This window comes from Eoetvoesiella caeni, from assembly GCF_003315175.1.
GTDB lineage: Bacteria > Pseudomonadota > Gammaproteobacteria > Burkholderiales > Burkholderiaceae_B > Eoetvoesia > Eoetvoesia caeni.
Genome location: NZ_QNRQ01000012.1, coordinates 1 through 17,171, shown reverse-complemented (window position 1 = coordinate 17,171; position 17,171 = coordinate 1). Strand labels below are relative to the sequence as shown.

Genomic DNA, 17,171 nt, shown 5'->3' with positions numbered 1-17,171 from the left:
TCGGGCCCGGCGAGGAACGTTCTTTGCAACTGCGTATATCGTTGTGATGGCTTGCTTGAGCGGCCCCGCAGGGGTGGGCAACGACTATAGGCAATACTACAGGTCATGCGGCAGCACTCGCTGTATGGCACGGCGGAGCTACAGGCTTCTGGCCTGTATTCTTGAAGCATGACCGTACGTCTTTGGTGTTTCGGCTTGCAATGGGGCGTGTCGCGTAGCCGGTGCATTATGCATAAATTGCGCTGGGCAATATGCATTGGGCAGCGCTCGGCCTTTGCAGAGTTTGATGTTTTAACATATGTGACGGAAGTTCTCCAGCTTTAACTAAATGGAGCAGCGACTTTTTTGTATCTACGAGCTGTGTTGCCGACCATAGGCTACGGCTTTGCAGCCCATGTGGCCTGATGCGATTTTGCCGGTATGCCACTTGAACGTTAGTCGTGCTGGGCTGGCTCCCAGGCAGCGTCCTCCAGCCAGGCACAGACGTTTTCGACAGGCAGCGGCCTGCTTATGTAATATCCTTGTGCGTGGTCGCAGCCCAGGTCGCGCAATAGCTGCAGGCTGGCTTCGTCTTCCACGCCTTCGGCGGTAACGCTGACCCGCAGGTTGTGGGCCAGGCCGATGATCGACCCCACTATCGATCGTCCTTCGCGCCCTTGGCCGGAGTCCATGACAAAAGAACGGTCGATTTTAAGGCTGTCCACCGGAAGCTTTTGCAGATAGGCCAGCGAAGAATAGCCGGTGCCGAAGTCGTCGATCGAAAGCTGGACGCCAATTTCATGCAGGCGCCGAAGAACGTCGAAGCTGCGGTCAGGGTCGGCTATAAGAGAGCTTTCCGTGATTTCCAGTTCAAGGAAACCTGCATCGAGGTCATTGCGGGCCAGGATGGCGCCGATTTTTTCAGGCAATTGCTGATCCAGCAGATTGCGGGCCGAGATGTTGGCAGCGATGATGAAGGAGTAGCCCGCCTGCTGCCAGATTTTGCATTGCTTGACGGCGTTCTCGATGACCCAGATGGTAACGGGGTGGATCAGATCGCTAAGCTCCATCGTCGGTATGAACTCGGACGGCAGCAGCAGGCCGCGAACGGGATTCTGCCAGCGCAGCAGGGCTTCGAATCCCATGATCCGGTTGGTGGTCAGGCTTAGCTTGGGCTGATAGTGCAGGATGAACTCGTCGTCGGCCAGGGCTTTGCGCAAATAAGAAAGCATGAGCAGCCGTTGTGGCTCTGTGTCCGCCAGTGCGGGGTCGTGAAGTTTGTAGCCGCTGCCTTCCAGCTTGGCTTGGCGCATGGCCTGGTCGGCCAGGCGAGTGAGGGCATTGGGGTCGGGCCCGGCTTGGGGAAAGCGTGCCACGCCTGCGCTGGCGCTTATCTGCACTTGGATGCCGTCAAGCAAATAGGGTTGCTTGATCAAGGCCAGCGTGGATTCGACTATGTCCTGGATGCTGGTTCCGGCGTCTTTGTCGCGAATCAGGAAGGTGAATTCATTGCTGCCTGTGCGGGCGATGTCGGCGTTGAAGCCGGTAATATTGCGCAGGCGCTCACTGACTTGCTTGAGCAGATTGTCGCCCAGCACGTGGCCCAGGGTGTCGTTGATCTCTTTGAAGCCGTCCAGGTCCAGAATGAATATGGTGACTTGTCCGTTGGACTCGTGGGCGTCGCTGATGGCTTGCGCGATATGGGCAAGCAGCACCGTGCGGTTGTACAGTCCGGTCAACAGATCGTGACGCGACTGATAATGCAAGGCATGGCGCTGGCGGCTGTGCTCCAACGCCACCGCGGCCAGTTCAGCAGCCATCTGGCCGGACTGCAGGTCTTCCAGGCTGGGGCGGCGCGGTGCCCGGCTATACAGACCCACGCTTCCCAGCACGCGTCCTTCCGGCGAGAGTATTGGATGAGACCAGCAGGCTCTAAGGTCATGTTGAAGGGCAAATTCTTTAAGCTCGTCCCAATGCGGCGACGTATGCAGGTCGTGGTCGATAATGACACGGCTTTCGTACATGGCTGCGCCACAGGAACCATTCGTGGGTCCGATGACGCGATTGACCAGGGATTCACGATAGGATTTAGGCAGGCTCGGAGCAATGCACGATTCGACGTGCTGGCCGTCGGGTGCAAGCAGCAGAATGCATGCCAGGACGCCGTCGTTCTGCTCTTCGGCAAAGTGGGTGAGTTCTTTCAGTATGTCAGTTAGCGGCGTATTTTGAGCCACCATGCGCAGGATGCGATTCTGGCCTTGTTGGCGCTGCATGGAAACCGCCCACTGACGTTCCTGTTTGCTCAGCTCTCGCGCCATGGCATCGAAGCGGCGGCCGATTTCCTTGAACTCCAGGCCTGTCAGGGCGTTGCCGATATGAGTGTCGAACTTGCGCTGGCCGAACCGCTTTGCCGCGGTGGTAAGGCAACGTACATTGCGGCCCACCAGTGTCTGGATGCCGGCCCACCCGATAAGCAAGGCAAGTATCGTCAAGGTCAGCGAAATAGCGCCGCTTATCCAGAAAGTTTTGTTGACGCCCTGCAATACGGAATCCAGCGGTTGCTGGTAGATAATGGTGAGCGCATTCGGGTCGTTGCCGACCCCGGCATGCGTATGGCTGACCAGCCATTTTGAGCCGCCGGGATATTCGAGCACTTCAGAGGAATTGCCGTCTCCCGCCGTATGGGCCAGGATGCTGTCGTCCTGGAATTTTTTGCCGATGGCTTCGGGGTCTGGGGGAACGGAGTTCAGGACAATGCCGTTTCTGTCCAGGACGCTAAGGCGGGCATCGGGCGCGAATTGGCTGGTGTGGCGCCCTTGCGTGATAGCGGCCAGGTTCAAGGCCGCGTACAGAACTCCCTGGACGTTTTGGTGCGAGTCGATCAAGGGCATGGCCACCATGATCATGGGCCGCCTGGTCAGGCGGCCGACCTGGTAGTCGCCGACCACGGCGCCGCGCGTAGCCACCGCTTTCTGGAAATAACCCCTGTCGGCGAAATTGGAGCCCAGGATTTCCGGGGCGCGGGTGCCTTCGCACAGGGCTTCGCCGTCCACGCCAACGACACCAAGATTAATGTAGGTGGTCTGGTTTTTGAGTAGGTTTTCGAGGAATTGGTTGCATACGGGCCAGTTGCGCTGCTGGACGGCTTTCGTCGAGGCGATGATGCGCAAGGCTTGATGAGTGCTGGTGAATAGCCAGCTTTCATCGTGTGCCGTCAGGCTGGCGTAATTGAGTGCTGTTTTTTTTGTGTACTCGAGTAGATAGTTGTGTTGCTGGTAAACATGAAAACACAGCCCAAGAAAAGTCGGGATTACAGCGGCGCATATGACAATGAACATGCGGGTGTAAATACTTTCCAGGCTTCGGAACTGCAATAGCATCAACGGGCCTCCCCTTTATTATAACGGCCTGGATACATTGCGGCACGTACTGCTACTAACGGTTTACGGTGGAGCGGCACAGAACTTTAGCTCGGGACGACATGCCGGAGCCTGAGCTGTTTTAATGCAAGGACTGTAATCGTTTGTTATTAAAGGCGTATTTCGGATAGTTAAATGGTTTTCCCCGTAATTGTCCACAATTTCTGTGGATAAAGCGAACGGAATATTGATCGCTTTTTACGCGCCAATGACAACTTCTTGATTTGCCGGATACTTTTAAGTTATCTGGCAAGTTGTCAGCGGACTTGTCCACAGCGCGGGGGGATAACTTCGTCGGAATTGAGCCGTCGCCTCCGCCTGAATTATGATGACACTTCGATTGAAGGTCGTTTTGCGAAGAGGCTTATATGGAAGAATTTTATCGCAGGCTGGTGTCGGCGATGCCTGTGCTGGAATTTGTCGGCGCGAACTTGATTATCGCCGCTGTCATCTTCGTGCTGGGTTGGTCGGTTTCGTCATTTGCCGGACGAGCAGTGCGCAAGCTGGCCGCGCGTTCGAGCAGAATCGACGTGACTGTTGTTCCCATGGCCTATGCCTTGACGGTGTGGTCGATCCGCATCTTCGTGCTGATAGCCGTGTTGGCGCGCCTGGGAGTGCAGACTGCCAGCATCATTGCCATGCTTGGCGCAGCCGGCTTGGCCATCGGCCTGGCGTTGCAGGGCACGTTGCAAAATATAGCGGCGGGCATCATGTTGCTTGCGTTGCGTCCGCTGCGGGCCGGCGAGTCGGTGTCCGTGGTGGGCAAGGCCGATGGCAGCGTCGAGGAAGTCGGCTTGTTTCTCAGCCGCTTCAGGCAAGCCGACGGAACCTATATAACGCTGCCGAACAGCATGGTCTGGGGCAACCCCATCGTCAATTACAGCCGCAACGCCACGCGCCGCCTGGATTTCGAGGTCAGCGTGCGTTATGGCGACGACGTGGAAAAGGCCATTGCCGAGCTCGAGAAAATGATAGCGGCCAATAAACTGGCCTTGTCCGACCCCAAGCCGCAAGTCATGGTCTGCCGCTATGGCGACAGTACCGCCACGGTCAACGTTCGCGTCTGGGCCTTGGCGGGAAACTATGCGGACCTGAGCTCTGACTTGTACCGGACGGCCCTGGACGTATTGCAGCGTGCCGGTATGCGCCCGCCCATTCCCCTGCAGGAAGTACGCCAGGCGGCGGCCGACAAAGCCGCTTGAGCTATCGACACGCCTTGATCATGGCAGTGCAAACGCCGCGCAGCATGTCGACTTCGTCCTGGCTTAGTTCGCTGCGCGCAAACAGGTGTTGCATGCGCGGCATCAGCTTTTTGGGATGCCGCGGATCAAGAAACTGGATGGCCACCAAAGCTTGTTCCCAGTGCGCCAAGAAGGCTTGTACTTTGTCGTTGGCTGCGGGTTCGCTGCCCGCCTGTTGCGAGGCTTTGTCTGTGGAAGGCAGCAGCGGCAGTCCGGTCTCGACCGCCAGGGCGTAGCGCAATTCCCATGCCGCCAGTTGCAGGGCTTGGGCCACGTTCAGCGAGCTATAGTCCGGATTGGCCGGAATATGGCAGATGCGTTGGCAGCGGGCGATGTCTTCGTTGGTCAGTCCCGATCTTTCCGTACCCAGCACAATGGCAACTTGACCATTTTCGTGGGCGCCAAGGTGTTGCCGGCTGGCGGCCGCCGCCTGGCGTATGTCGCAAGGCGGCGGCCCCAGGTCGCGCGCCCGCGCCGTCAGGGCAAAGGCAAGCGTTACGGGGGCCAGCGCTTCTTCCAGGGTGCCGACCAGGGCGGCGGCGCTCAGCACGTCGCCCGCGCCGCTGGCCAGGGCGTGAGCCTCGGGAAGTTCGCAAATATCAGGGTAGCGGGGCGCCACCAGGCAAAGATCGTGAAAGCCCATGGTCTTGATGGCCCGCGCCGCGGCACCGACATTTCCGGGGTGGCTGGGTTGCACCATGATGAAGCGGACGCGAGAGAAAACATGAGCCGTTTTTGGGGGGATTATGTGGGTCATTTAGAGAATGCGCTCATGTCATTTAAAATAGGAAGTTTACGTGTTAGCGGATTGCGCCGCAGGCGGCTGTTTTCGTGCTGCGCCCAAGCTCTTTGCAAGCACTTTCTTGTTTTATACGGAATCTTATGCACCCGATGCTCAATACCGCCATCAAGGCGGCCCGCCGTGCCGGCACGATTATCAACCGGGCCAGTCTTGATCTGGAACGCATTCAAGTAGCACGCAAGGGACCCAAGGATTACGTCACTGAAGTCGATCAGGCGGTCGAAGCCGCGATCATCGATATTTTACGCACCGCTTATCCCGACCATGGATTCCTGGCCGAGGAATCGGGCGAACATCTTGCCCAGGGCCAGGTGCTGGACAGCCAGGCCGAATACCAGTGGATCATCGACCCTCTTGATGGCACGACCAACTTCATTCATGGCTTTCCCATCTATGCCGTCTCGATTGCGCTGGCGCATCGCGGGCAGATAACGCAGGCCGTCATTTACGATACCACTCGCAACGAGCTGTTTACCGCCAGCCGTGGCGGCGGTGCCTTCCTAAACGACCGCCGTATCCGCGTTTCAGGCCAGACCCGCATGTACGATGCGCTGGTCGGCGCTCATGTACCCGGATCGGCCAGCGGCGCTGCCTCGTCGAAGTTTTCGAGCATGCTGGGCGAATGCGCCAGCGTACGGCGCATAGGCTCTACAGTCCTGGACCTGGCCTATGTGGCTTGCGGGCGTGTCGACGGTTTTTGCGGGGTCAACCTGAAGCCCTGGGATCTGGCGGCTGGTAGCCTTCTGGTCCTGGAGGCCGGCGGTCTGGTCAGCGACTTCGAGGGCGAGCAAGCCTGGATGAAATCGGGCAGCGTGCTTGCTGCGACTCCTAAAATATTTACCCAGATGCTGGGACATTTGCAGGCCTGATGCCCAAAGCCCTGATGCCGCGCATGTTTCCCGCTGCTTCTGAGCTATGCTTATCCTAATCAATAACGGAGCCTCCTGATGGAGTGGTTGCTGGACCCATCCGCATGGGTCGGTTTACTCACACTAATCGTTCTCGAGATTGTCCTGGGCATCGACAATCTTATCTTTATTGCAATTCTTGTCGATAAGCTGCCGCCCAAAGAGCGCGACCGGGCCAGGGTAATGGGCCTGACGCTGGCGCTATTGATGCGGCTGGCCATGCTTACCGTCATGTCGTGGCTTATCAAGCTGACGGCACCGCTGGTATCGTTGGGCCCCTTCGACTTTTCGGGCCGCGACCTGATTCTTATCGCCGGCGGATTTTTCCTGCTTCTTAAAGGCACTATCGAACTGCACGACCGGATTGAAGGGCGGGTGCAGAACGCATCCGGCGCGCGCCTGCATGCCGGCTTTGGCGTTATCGTGACGCAGATTGTGGTGCTGGATGCGATCTTTTCGATCGACGCGGTGATCACAGCGGTCGGCATGGTCGACCATCTGGCCATAATGATGACGGCCGTTGTGCTGGCCATGGGCATCATGCTGTTTGCCTCCAAGCCATTGACGATCTTTGTCAACGCGCATCCGACCGTCGTTGTGCTGTGCCTTGGCTTCTTGCTGACTATCGGTTTTTCGCTGGTTGCCGAAGGCTTCGGCTTTGCCGTGCCCAAGGGCTATCTGTATGCGGCCATCGGGTTTTCGGTGCTGATTGAATCCCTGAACCAGGTGGCACGCCGCAATTTGCGGCGCGCTGAAGCGCGGCGGCCCTTGCGCGAACGTACTGCGGAAGGGGTGATGCGCATGCTGGGCAAGCGTCCCTTGGTTGGACCCGAGCAAAACGAAGCTATGGACGACGGCACGCTGGCCCAGGTGTTTCGGGACGAAGAGCGCAATATGGTCAGCGGCGTCCTGACACTGGCCGACCGCAGCATCAATTCCATCATGACACCGCGCAACGATGTTTCGTGGGTGAATCTGGATGACGACGCGGACGTGCTGCGCCAGCAAATCATCAAGACGCCGCACAGTTTCTTCCCGGTATGCAGGGGGTCGCTGGACGAGGTCATAGGCATAGGGCGAGCCAAAGAAATGGTGGCCGACCTGATTTCTCATGGCAGCGTGCGCTTGTCGCGCCTGCGCGATCCCATTATCGTGCACGAGTCCATTGGTATTTTGCGCGTCATGGAGACGCTCAAGCGCGCGCGCGGGCAGTTGGTGCTTGTGACCAACGAGTTCGGCGCAATTGAAGGGGTGGTGACGCCCATCGATGTGTTCGAAGCCATCGCGGGGGAGTTTCCCGACGAGGACGAAAGCCCCGACATCGTTCAACAGGACGAACGCCATTGGCGCGTGGATGGGGCGGCGGACTTGCATCACCTGGAGCAGGTGCTGCATACCGAAGGGCTGGTCGATGACGAAGAGGGTTATTCGACTTTGGCGGGCTTCTTGCTTGAGCGCTTCGGCCATTTGCCGGCGCCGGGCGATAGTTGCGAACTGAAACAGCCCCACGCGATATATGAGTTTAAAGTTTTGCGTCTGGACGGGCGGCGCATTGCCGCGGTTCAGATAGAGTGCACCCCAATATTGCCCAGCGACGAAGAGGCCGGCGCGGCGTAAGCCTCGACCGTCCGCGACAGCGCGTGGTCTTTGGGGCGGAATTTCGTCCGGTTTACGGACTTTTTTGTTTTGCCGCGAGTGTTTATGACAGACAGCATGTTGTTTTTCATCAAGGCCGTATTCCTCGGACTGATCGAGGGTATTACCGAGTTCCTGCCTATTTCCAGCACGGCCCATTTGTTATTGGTGGGCGACTGGATAGGTTTCGATTCGGGCAATGCCAAGGTTTTTGAAGTCGTGATCCAGTTTGGATCCATACTGGCAGTAATGTGGGTGTTTCGCAGCCGTCTGTGGCAGCTCGTACATGGAACATTCACTGGGGTGCGCAGCGAAGTCCTGTTTACCCGGAACCTGATCATCGCGTTTTTGCCTGCCGCGGTAATCGGTGCGCTGACCATCAAATACATCAAAATGCTGTTTCATCATCCAATCGTTTTCGTGGTAACGCTTATCGCTGGCGGCTTGATCATGCTGTGGGTCGAACGCAAGCCGCACTTTGCCAAGAACGCTTCGAACGAAACCGCGGCATCCGAACACGTGTCGGCCCGCACGCTTGAAGAGATTTCCTGGAGGCAGGCGTTGGCCGTGGGTTTTGCCCAATGCCTGGCCATGGTGCCGGGCACCTCGCGTTCGGGCGCGACCATTATCAGCGGCATGCTGGCCGGCATACACCGCAAGACAGCCACCGAGTTTTCGTTTTTCCTTGCCATGCCGACCATGCTGGCGGCGACGGCCTACGATCTTTATAAGAACGGCGTAGGCATATCGCCGGATGTTTCCGTTGCCATTATCGTGGGCTTCATCGCCGCGTTTTTGTCGGCGCTGCTGGTGGTTCGAGCCTTGCTGACGTTTATTTCCCGCTATACCTACAGGCCTTTTGCCTGGTATCGCATTGCCCTGGGCCTGGTAGTCTTGCTGTGGCTGTGGCGCTCAGGCGCGATGTAGCGTAATGCCGTTGCGGTCTATGGCCATCCAGCCGCCCCGGGCGGGCTGGCCGTGGTCGTAGTCCCAGTCGGGCAAGACGTAGCGGGTGCATGCCCGCCCGTCCACTTGAAGCAGGTGCTTTCCGGGGCGGTGCGTGTGGCCGTGAACCATGAGGGCCAGCGAAGTTTGCCGGAATGCCTGCTCGATGCTGCGTTGCGCGACATCCATGATTTCCGTGGCTTTGCGCTGGTTCGAGGCCATGCTGCGCCGGCGTGCGCAATCAGCTATGCGCGTGCGCCGCGCCAGGCTTAGCGATAAGTATAGGCGCTGCACCCACGGGGTGCGGACGATGCGCCGGAAACGTTGGTAGCCGGCATCGTCGATGCAGTATTCGTCGCCATGGCTCAATAAGATGTCGCCGGCGTCGGTTTGCAGGCAAAGCGCGTCGGGTAGCAAGTGCGCGCCCAGATGCTGCGCCAGGCGAGGCCCGATCAGGAAGTCCCGATTGCCCCGGCCCAGCCATAAAGGTATGGCGCTGGCGGTTTGGCGTAGTTTTTCGATAGAGGCGGCAAGCCAGGGCGGCGGCGCATCGATTGCCATGTCGTCGCCGACCCATGCATCGAAAATGTCGCCGCATAACACCAGGGCGTCAGCTTGCCTGGCCGCTTGTTCCAGAAAAGCATGGAATGCGTTCTGGGTATTGGGTGCCTGCGGCCCCAGATGAATATCCGAGGCCAGCCAGACAGTGCCCGGCAGGGCAATCTTATTCAATGACCGTTGCTTTTTCGATGACGACATCTTCTACCGGCACATCTTGGTGGAAGCCTTTGTTGCCCGTTTTGACTTCTTTGATCTTGTCGACGATTTCAGTGCCTTCGACCACTTTGCCGAAAACCGCATAGCCCCAGCCATTGGAGGTTGGCGCGGTAAAGTTAAGGAAGTCGTTGTTGCCGACGTTGATGAAAAACTGCGCCGTGGCCGAGTGCGGGTCGCTGGTGCGCGCCATGGCCAATGTGTATTTGTCGTTCTTCAAGCCGTTGTTGGCTTCGTTTTCGATGGGGTCGTGGGTGGTCTTTTGCTTCATGCCGGCGTCGAAGCCGCCGCCCTGGATCATGAAGTTGTTGATGACACGATGGAAAATTGTTCCGTCGAAAAATCCTTCCTGGGTGTATTTAAGAAAGTTTTCAACAGTTTTGGGGGCTTTTTCCTGGTTCAGCTCGATGATGATGTCGCCGAAATTGGTTTGTAGCTTGACGCGGGGAGTTGTGCTCATGACGGAGTTGCCTTGTGTTGTAGTTGAAGAGGCTGCAAATGCTGCGCTGCCCGGATTCAGGCATAGAGTCGCTGCGCAAAGCAGGCCAAGGATGCGTGCCGAGGGGCTCAAGACGCGGGAAATAAACGAAAACATAGTGTTTTGTGGATTCTGGTTGCGAGGGTTGAAGGTGTGGATGCTTGCGGCTTAGGGTTGCAAAATGGCCTTGGTTTTTTCCGCGCTGGCACGGGCGCTGCCAATGCCTTGGGCCGCAGCGCTATTGAACGATTGCTCGGCCAGCATTAGCTGGACCCGACCCATATTGGCCTTGGCGGTTGCGTAGTTGGGGTCGGCGGTCAGCGCCATGGCCAATGCGTCGCGGGCCATTTCCAGCTTGCCTTGCTTGATATATTCCGAAGCCAGGTTGTTCCAGGGTTCGGGCAGCTCTGGGTATAAGGTGGTCATGTTCCGGTAGACGTCAATGGCATCGTTGCGGCGATCCAATGCCGCCAGGGCGCGTGCTTTCAAAAACAGCAGTTGCACATCAGTGCCGATGGCGCCTTCGGTTTGCCGCTGCGCCATGCGCTTTTCGATAATGTCCAGGGCTTCCTGGCTTCTGCCCTGGTCGAGCATCGAGGCGATGCGGTCGGTAATTTGCGAAGGGGTAAGCGGTTCTGTGGTGTCGGCACCGGGGGCGAGCGCTTCGAGCAGATTTGCCAGGCCTTGCCATCCGCCGTCTTTTGGGGGAGGATCATTAAACAGCTTGTCCTGTGCGAAAGCCGCAGGTGCGCCCAAGCCGCCGGCCAACAGGGCTATCGCTAGAAGAGGAGTGCAAAAGTTTCGAAACACAGGTTTACACCTTATCGGTAAAGAGATGGCGGATACGCAACAGGCTGAATCTTGCCCTGGCAATCCTTAAGTTTAGCCGCATGACGCTATTATTTTCGCCTACTTGCTATACTAATCGACCACCATTTTAGCCTCGGTTGGGTTTTTGGGCGCGTTCGCCGTGGTTTCGAATTACGCCGGGCATTGCCCCATATCGTAGATACACAGAGAATTTTTATTGCACATGCTGCACATTTATAACACCTTGTCCCGTAGCAAAGAGCCATTTACTCCTGTAGAGCCGGGACGCGTTCGCATGTATGTTTGCGGCATGACAGTTTATGATTTTTGTCATCTGGGCCATGCGCGCATGCTGGTGGGTTTCGATGTAGTGCAGCGCTGGTTAAGGGCCAGCGGCTATCAGCTTAGCTATGTGCGCAATATTACGGATATCGACGACAAAATCATTCGCCGCGCGGTAGAGTCCAATCGCACCCTGGGCGAAGTCACATCGTTCTATATCGAAGCCATGCACGCCGACGAACTTGCGCTTAACGTCGAATCGCCCGATTACGAGCCGCGCGCAACTCAGCATGTCGGAGAAATGCTGGGCATTATCGAACTCCTTGAAGAAAAAGGGCTGGCTTACCAGTCGGACGACGGCGATGTGAATTATGCGGTGCGCGGTTTCAAGGGCTACGGCAAGCTGTCCGGCAAGACGCTGGACGACTTGCGCGCCGGCGAGCGCGTGGCGGTCTCGTCGGGCAAGCGCGACCCTCTGGACTTCGTTTTATGGAAATCGGCCAAGGCCGACGAACCGGCCGAATCCAAATGGGAATCTCCTTACGGTCTTGGCCGCCCCGGCTGGCATATTGAATGCTCGGCCATGAGCAAATCGCTGCTTGGCTTGCCGCTGGACATTCACGGCGGCGGTCCCGACCTTAAATTCCCGCATCACGAGAACGAGATCGCTCAAACCGAAGGCGCTTTCGGCGGGGCGCTGGCCAATGTCTGGATGCATTGCGGCCCGCTTATGGTTGACGCCGACAAAATGTCGAAGTCCCTGGGCAATTTCCGTACGATCCGCGACACGGTCGCCGATTCGGCAACACTTGCCCCGGGCTCGGCTCAGTACGCGGCAAACCCCCGAGAAGCCGAAATGCTGCGCTTTTTTATTGTGCGCAACCACTATCGCAGCATCCAGAATTACGCGCCCGACAATCTGCGCGACGCCCAAAATGCCCTGGATCGCCTGTACCATACCCTCAACAATGTGCCGCCGGCGCTGGTTGAAATAGATTGGACCCTGCCCGAGGCCCAGGCGTTTCGCCAGGCCATGGATGACGACTTCAATACGCCGGAAGCGGTTGCGGTTCTGTTCGAGCTTTCTTCGCAGGCCAATCGCAATTCGTCGGCCCGTACTTCGGGCCTGCTCAAGGCCTTGGGCGGCGTCCTGGGGCTGCTGCAAGCCGACCCAGGACGCTATCTGCAGTCGTCCAGCCGCTATCTGGGCCTGGACGCGCCGGCCGAGCACTTGTCGGACGATGTCATCCTTGAATTAATCGCCGCGCGTTCCGAAGCGAAAAAGGCCCGCAGCTTTGACCAGGCCGATGCCATCCGCGTGCAATTGCGCGATGCCGGCATAGAGCTCGAGGACAAGCCAGGTGGCGTAACCCAATGGCGCCGCGCGTGAGGCCCGGGCTATGACAGAAATGATTATCGCCGCCGATGAAAAACCTCATTTTTGGGACGAGGCATCCGCCCAGCTCATGCGGCGCGACCGCATCCTGAGAAAACTGATTCCCCTACATGGCTCCGAGGCTTTGAGTGCGTCGGCGACGCCGTTCATGACGTTGGCCAGGGCGATCATCGGCCAGCAGGTCACGATAGCTTCGGCAGAATCCCTGTGGCAGCGCTTTACAGACAAATGCGGGCGCAAACCCACGCCGGGTTCGGTCTTGAAAGTGTCGGGCGACGAACTCCGAGCCGCCGGCCTGTCCAAGCGAAAGACCGAATATGTCCTGGATTTGGCCGTGCACTTTGCCGAGAAGAAAGTGCGGCCGGCTACCTGGGCCAGCATGGACGACGAGGCCGTAGTGGCCGATTTATGCGCGATTCGCGGTATTGGCCGCTGGACCGCCGAAATGTTTTTGATCTTCAGCCTCAGGCGCCCCGATGTGTTGCCTTTGGATGATGCCAGCCTGTTAAAGGCAATTTCGTTACACTACTTCAGCGGCGAGCCCGTTTCACGCTTTGAAGCCCGCGAGGTTGCGCAGGCGTGGGCGCCATGGCGCACCGTGGCTACTTGGTACCTGTGGCGCAGCCTCGATGTCCTGGCGCATCAGAACTGAAAACGAGCACCTATTTTTCCGGAAAACAAGCACACTTATGCGTAATACCTTCCTCGAATTCGAACAACCAATGGCCGAGCTTGAAAACAAGATCGAGCAGTTACGCTTTGTACAGGCTGATTCTGCGGTTGATATCTCCGACGAAGTAAGCCGCTTGCAGCAAAAAAGCCAGACCTTGGCCAAGAACATCTACGCTAAGCTTACGCCCTGGCAAACCGCCCTGGTGGCCCGCCATCCGCAGCGTCCGTACACCCTGGACTATGTACGTGAAATATTTACCGATTTCCATGAGTTGCACGGCGACCGCATGTATGCGGACGACCTGTCCATCGTAGGCGGCATGGCGCGCTTCAATGGCGCGCCTTGCATGGTTATCGGGCATCAAAAAGGGCGCGACACCAAAGAGCGGGCCATGCGTAACTTCGGCATGCCGCGCCCGGAAGGCTATCGCAAGGCCTTGCGCCTGATGCGCTTGGCCGAAAAATTCGGCATGCCGGTTTTCACCTTCGTGGACACTCCGGGCGCTTATCCGGGCGTCGGTGCCGAAGAGCGTGGCCAGTCCGAGGCCATCGGCCATAATCTGTACGCGATGGCCGAACTGAAAGTGCCCATAATTTCCACCATCATCGGCGAAGGCGGCTCGGGCGGTGCACTGGCCATTGCCATTGGCGATGTCGTCATGATGCTGCAGTACTCCACCTACGCCGTCATTTCGCCCGAAGGCTGCGCGTCCATTCTATGGCGTAGCGCCGATAAGGCGCCTGTGGCGGCCGAGGCGCTGGCCATTACGGCGCCGCGCCTTAAAGAACTGGAACTGATCGACCGCATTGTCAACGAGCCCGTGGGCGGTGCGCATCGCGATCCAGTCACCATGGCGCGCCAGCTTGGCCGGGCTTTATCCGACTCATTGCGCCAAGTGTCCGGCATGAACGCCGAACAGCTCATCGAGCATCGCCTGGCGCGGCTGATGTCCTACGGCCGCTTCCAAGAGGTTCGTGTTTAATTTTCCGTCCGGGCAAGAGTTTGGGTCGGCCGAGCTGATCCACGCCATCGCCCGCGCCGTGGCGCAGGTTTCCGAGCCGCCAGGCGTGCTGGCCGTGGCGCTTAGCGGCGGTGCCGATTCAGCCATGATGGCGGTGCATGCCGCCATGTATGCTCGCCGGAAGGCGCTGCCCCTGCATTTTTTGCACATTCATCACGGCCTGCAGCACGCAGCCGAACAATGGCGGGCGCGCACTCACGACCTTGCCCATTTGCTGGGCGTGCCATGCCATAGTTTGCGTGTGCAGGTGGGGCCTACTGCCGGCGACGGCATCGAAGCGGCGGCGCGCGATGCGCGGTATAGGGGCTTGGCTCAGCTTGCCGGCATGGTGGGCGCCAGGCATGTGTTGCTGGCGCATCACCGCAATGATCAGGCCGAAACCGTCTTGTTGCGTTTACTCAGGGGAGCGGGCCCGACAGGCCTTGCAGCTATGGCGCCGGTTGCCGAGCGCGACGGCCTGGTTTATTTGCGGCCCTGGCTGGACGTAGAGCGCGCGGCCATTCTTGAGCAGGCCGGCGTTTTTTACGAGCAATCCGGCTGGCAGGCCGTGCAAGACCCCACCAATAACGACGACAAATATACTCGTGCCGCCGTGCGCGAGCGTCTTGCTCCTGAGCTTGACGCCCGTTGGCCAGGCTGGCGCGGGAATCTTGCGCGCCATGCGCGTTTAAGCGGTGAAGTTGCGCAAGTGTTGGACGAAGTGGCGGCGCAGGATTTTCAGGGGCTGGAGCTGCAGGCCGGCGGCCGCAGTTTTTCCCTGGAGTGCTGGCGCAGGCTTTCGCCCGCGCGCCAGGCCCTGGCTTTACGTTATTGGCTGTCGTTGGCGGGATTGCGCATGCCCACCGAAGCCCGGCTGAACGACATCATGCGCCAGTTGCGGGGGCTGCATGCGCAAGGGCATGATCGCCAGATGCGGGTCAAGCACGGGGATGTTTTCATTTGCTGCGTCAGGGGCCGCGTATTGCTGGACCGCGCCCGGCCGCCGGCCTGAATGGCCGCAGGCCATGGGGTTGGAGTTCTTCTTTATTGGCTTTTAGCCAGCGCCCTGAAAAACTTTATTTCCGAAAACCGCTAGAATATAACGTTTTGTCTGCCGACCCGGCAGGCGCTTTGTCCATGGTTTCGGCAGCTTTAGTCGAAATCATGGTGTTCCCTTTGACTCAGAGTTAAAAGATGTCCCTGATTGTTCACAAATACGGTGGCACGTCGATGGGCTCGGTAGAGCGTATCCAGAATGTCGCGCGCCGCGTCGCCAAATGGCATGCTGCCGGTCACCAGGTGGTTGTGGTTCCGTCCGCCATGTCCGGAGAAACCAACCGCCTTCTGGGTTTGGCCAAAGAAATCAATTCCCAGCCTGACGGCCGCGAGCTGGATATGCTGGCCGCAACCGGCGAACAAGCCAGCAGCGCGCTGCTGGCCATGGCCTTGCTTTCGCAAGGCGTGCCTGCGCGCAGCTATACCGGCTGGCAGGTCCCGGTTAAAACCGATTCGTCCTTTACCAAGGCGCGCATCAAATCCATCGACGACGTTCGCATCCGCACCGACCTCGACCAGGGCCGCGTAGTTATCGTCACGGGCTTTCAGGGCATAGACGAAGAGGGCAACATCACTACCCTGGGCCGCGGCGGCTCGGACACGTCGGCCGTGGCTGTGGCAACCGCCATCAAGGCGGATGAGTGCCTCATCTATACCGATGTCGACGGTGTTTACACGACCGATCCGCGAGTTGTTCCCGAAGCCCGCCGCATGACGGTGGTGTCGTTCGAGGAAATGCTGGAAATGGCATCGCTGGGTTCAAAAATCCTGCAAATACGCTCGGTCGAGTTTGCTGGAAAATACCGTGTGCCCTTGCGTGTCCTGTCGTCGTTGACCGATCCTTTACTGCCGCTTGAAGAGGAAATGACTTCGGGCACCTTAATTACTTTCGAGGAAGATAAAAAAATGGAAGCCGCCGTCGTATCGGGCATCGCCTTCAGCCGTGACGAAGCAAAGATTACGTTGCGAGCTGTTCCAGACACCCCCGGAGTCGCGTACTCGATTCTTGGCCCGGTTGCCGCCGCCAACATCGATGTTGACATGATTTTGCAGAACGTCTCCGTAGAAGGCACGACCGATTTTTCGTTCACCGTCAACCGCAACGACTTCGCCCGCACGCTGGACCTGCTTAAAACGCAAGTCGCACCGGCCGTCTGCGCCCGCGAAATCGTCTCCGACGAAAAAGTCTGCAAGGTATCGATTGTGGGCATCGGCATGCGCAGCCATGTGGGCGTTGCCAGCCTGATGTTCCGCACGCTAAGCGAAGAGGGCATCAACATCCAGATGATCAGCACCAGCGAAATCAAGACCTCGGTCGTCATCAACGACAAGTACATGGAACTGGCCGTACGCGCCCTGCACAAGGCCTTCGGCCTGGATCAGGACCAGAGCCAGCGCCCCCAGCCGTAAACGCTTAAAGCGTAAGCCCGCTTTTTTACACAAATTTTTCTTGTGTTAGAATAGCGGACTTATTCGGAGACGTGGCCGAGTGGTTGAAGGTACTCCCCTGCTAAGGGAGCATGCGGCTTATACCCGCATCGAGGGTTCGAATCCCTCCGTCTCCGCCAGTAGTTATTAAGAGAAAGCCCTGTATATTCACAGGGCTTTTTTTTGGCTCTACCCCGTAAAGAGGGGACGGGCACTCATCACACTCGGTTAATCACCCCGTTCCAACCGTACAGGGCCAAGACCCGCATGCGGTAATTCTCAAAGTTCCTAAAGCCAAACGCTCGGCGTGAAATCATTTCCATCTTCGTATGGAAACCCTCCGTG

Annotated in this window: 15 protein-coding genes and 1 tRNA gene; 10 read left to right on the top strand and 6 right to left on the bottom strand. The window is 58.1% G+C overall.

Translation table 11 applies throughout. The annotated features are described in order from the left end of the window. Positions 1-434: 434 nt before the first annotated feature. Entirely contained in the window at positions 435-3,359 is a 2,925-nt protein-coding gene (locus tag DFR37_RS17680) for a bifunctional diguanylate cyclase/phosphodiesterase (protein ID WP_113934513.1), read from the bottom strand. 407 nt (positions 3,360-3,766) lie between these two features. Between DFR37_RS17680 and DFR37_RS17675 the strand changes: the two genes are divergently transcribed. Beyond that, positions 3,767-4,600, top strand: a complete 834-nt coding sequence (locus DFR37_RS17675; protein ID WP_113934512.1) for a mechanosensitive ion channel family protein — start codon at positions 3,767-3,769, stop codon at positions 4,598-4,600. Between the two features lies 1 nt (position 4,601). Here the strand turns inward: DFR37_RS17675 and DFR37_RS17670 are convergent, their stop codons facing one another. Continuing rightward, positions 4,602-5,396: an RNA methyltransferase gene (locus tag DFR37_RS17670; protein WP_113934511.1), complete on the bottom strand. Its 795-nt coding sequence runs from the start codon at positions 5,394-5,396 to the stop codon at positions 4,602-4,604. A 125-nt stretch (positions 5,397-5,521) separates the two neighbouring features. On the opposite strand from DFR37_RS17670, the gene DFR37_RS17665 reads away from it, so the two are divergent. From DFR37_RS17665 to DFR37_RS17655, 3 genes are all read left to right on the top strand, one after another. Continuing rightward, entirely contained in the window at positions 5,522-6,310 is a 789-nt protein-coding gene (locus DFR37_RS17665) for an inositol monophosphatase family protein (RefSeq protein ID WP_113934510.1), read from the top strand. A gap of 78 nt (positions 6,311-6,388) precedes the next feature. Then, positions 6,389-7,966: a TerC family protein gene (locus DFR37_RS17660; RefSeq protein ID WP_113934509.1), complete on the top strand. Its 1,578-nt coding sequence runs from the start codon at positions 6,389-6,391 to the stop codon at positions 7,964-7,966. 84 nt (positions 7,967-8,050) lie between these two features. Next, positions 8,051-8,911, top strand: coding sequence for an undecaprenyl-diphosphate phosphatase (locus tag DFR37_RS17655; RefSeq protein WP_113934508.1), 861 nt, complete (start codon positions 8,051-8,053; stop codon positions 8,909-8,911). Here DFR37_RS17655 and DFR37_RS17650 read toward each other — a convergent pair. From DFR37_RS17650 to DFR37_RS17640, 3 genes are all read right to left on the bottom strand, one after another. Continuing rightward, positions 8,897-9,661 carry a UDP-2,3-diacylglucosamine diphosphatase gene (locus DFR37_RS17650; RefSeq protein ID WP_113934507.1) on the bottom strand — a complete coding sequence of 255 codons (765 nt, stop codon included), beginning with the start codon at positions 9,659-9,661 and terminating at the stop codon, positions 8,897-8,899. The genes DFR37_RS17655 and DFR37_RS17650 overlap by 15 nt on opposite strands. Further along, positions 9,654-10,163, bottom strand: a complete 510-nt coding sequence (locus DFR37_RS17645; RefSeq protein WP_180148066.1) for a peptidylprolyl isomerase — start codon at positions 10,161-10,163, stop codon at positions 9,654-9,656. The genes DFR37_RS17650 and DFR37_RS17645 overlap by 8 nt, the downstream gene beginning before the upstream one ends. A 186-nt stretch (positions 10,164-10,349) precedes the next feature. Beyond that, a complete protein-coding gene (locus DFR37_RS17640; RefSeq protein WP_379881389.1) occupies positions 10,350-11,006 on the bottom strand; it encodes a tetratricopeptide repeat protein in 657 nt (218 codons plus the stop codon). A 208-nt stretch (positions 11,007-11,214) separates the two neighbouring features. Here DFR37_RS17640 and cysS point away from each other — a divergent pair, with 208 nt between their 5' ends. The 6 genes from cysS to DFR37_RS17610 all read left to right on the top strand — a co-directional run bounded on the left by cysS (position 11,215) and on the right by DFR37_RS17610 (position 16,966). Continuing rightward, positions 11,215-12,663 (top strand): cysteine--tRNA ligase, encoded by a 1,449-nt coding sequence (gene cysS / locus DFR37_RS17635; RefSeq protein ID WP_113934504.1) that lies wholly within the window; start codon positions 11,215-11,217, stop codon positions 12,661-12,663. A 19-nt stretch (positions 12,664-12,682) separates the two neighbouring features. Continuing rightward, complete coding sequence (locus tag DFR37_RS17630; RefSeq protein WP_113934598.1) at positions 12,683-13,321, top strand: DNA-3-methyladenine glycosylase family protein; 639 nt, start codon at positions 12,683-12,685, stop codon at positions 13,319-13,321. A gap of 37 nt (positions 13,322-13,358) precedes the next feature. Then, positions 13,359-14,324, top strand: coding sequence for an acetyl-CoA carboxylase carboxyltransferase subunit alpha (locus DFR37_RS17625; RefSeq protein WP_113934503.1), 966 nt, complete (start codon positions 13,359-13,361; stop codon positions 14,322-14,324). Positions 14,325-14,370: 46 nt separating this feature from the next. Continuing rightward, positions 14,371-15,354, top strand: a complete 984-nt coding sequence (gene tilS / locus DFR37_RS17620; protein ID WP_276330285.1) for a tRNA lysidine(34) synthetase TilS — start codon at positions 14,371-14,373, stop codon at positions 15,352-15,354. A gap of 182 nt (positions 15,355-15,536) precedes the next feature. Next, the gene (locus tag DFR37_RS17615; RefSeq protein WP_113934502.1) at positions 15,537-16,808 is read left to right on the top strand and encodes an aspartate kinase; all 1,272 of its coding nucleotides are present in this window, start codon (positions 15,537-15,539) and stop codon (positions 16,806-16,808) included. A gap of 65 nt (positions 16,809-16,873) precedes the next feature. After that, positions 16,874-16,966: transfer RNA gene (locus DFR37_RS17610), tRNA-Ser, on the top strand. 78 nt (positions 16,967-17,044) lie between these two features. Here DFR37_RS17610 and DFR37_RS17605 read toward each other — a convergent pair. Then, on the bottom strand, positions 17,045-17,171 hold a 127-nt coding region (locus DFR37_RS17605), incomplete at its 5' end, for a transposase (protein WP_147251636.1).

Bases quoted from the DNA above. Each gene is read 5' to 3' on its own strand.
- DFR37_RS17680 (WP_113934513.1), bottom strand. From the start codon at position 3,359: ATGCTATTGCAGTTCCGAAGCCTGGAAAGTATTTACACCCGCATGTTC.
- DFR37_RS17675 (WP_113934512.1), top strand. From the start codon at position 3,767: ATGGAAGAATTTTATCGCAGGCTGGTGTCGGCGATGCCTGTGCTGGAA.
- DFR37_RS17670 (WP_113934511.1), bottom strand. From the start codon at position 5,396: ATGACCCACATAATCCCCCCAAAAACGGCTCATGTTTTCTCTCGCGTC.
- DFR37_RS17665 (WP_113934510.1), top strand. From the start codon at position 5,522: ATGCACCCGATGCTCAATACCGCCATCAAGGCGGCCCGCCGTGCCGGC.
- DFR37_RS17660 (WP_113934509.1), top strand. From the start codon at position 6,389: ATGGAGTGGTTGCTGGACCCATCCGCATGGGTCGGTTTACTCACACTA.
- DFR37_RS17655 (WP_113934508.1), top strand. From the start codon at position 8,051: ATGACAGACAGCATGTTGTTTTTCATCAAGGCCGTATTCCTCGGACTG.
- DFR37_RS17645 (WP_180148066.1), bottom strand. From the start codon at position 10,163: ATGAGCACAACTCCCCGCGTCAAGCTACAAACCAATTTCGGCGACATC.
- cysS (WP_113934504.1), top strand. From the start codon at position 11,215: ATGCTGCACATTTATAACACCTTGTCCCGTAGCAAAGAGCCATTTACT.
- DFR37_RS17630 (WP_113934598.1), top strand. From the start codon at position 12,683: ATGATTATCGCCGCCGATGAAAAACCTCATTTTTGGGACGAGGCATCC.
- DFR37_RS17625 (WP_113934503.1), top strand. From the start codon at position 13,359: ATGCGTAATACCTTCCTCGAATTCGAACAACCAATGGCCGAGCTTGAA.
- DFR37_RS17615 (WP_113934502.1), top strand. From the start codon at position 15,537: ATGTCCCTGATTGTTCACAAATACGGTGGCACGTCGATGGGCTCGGTA.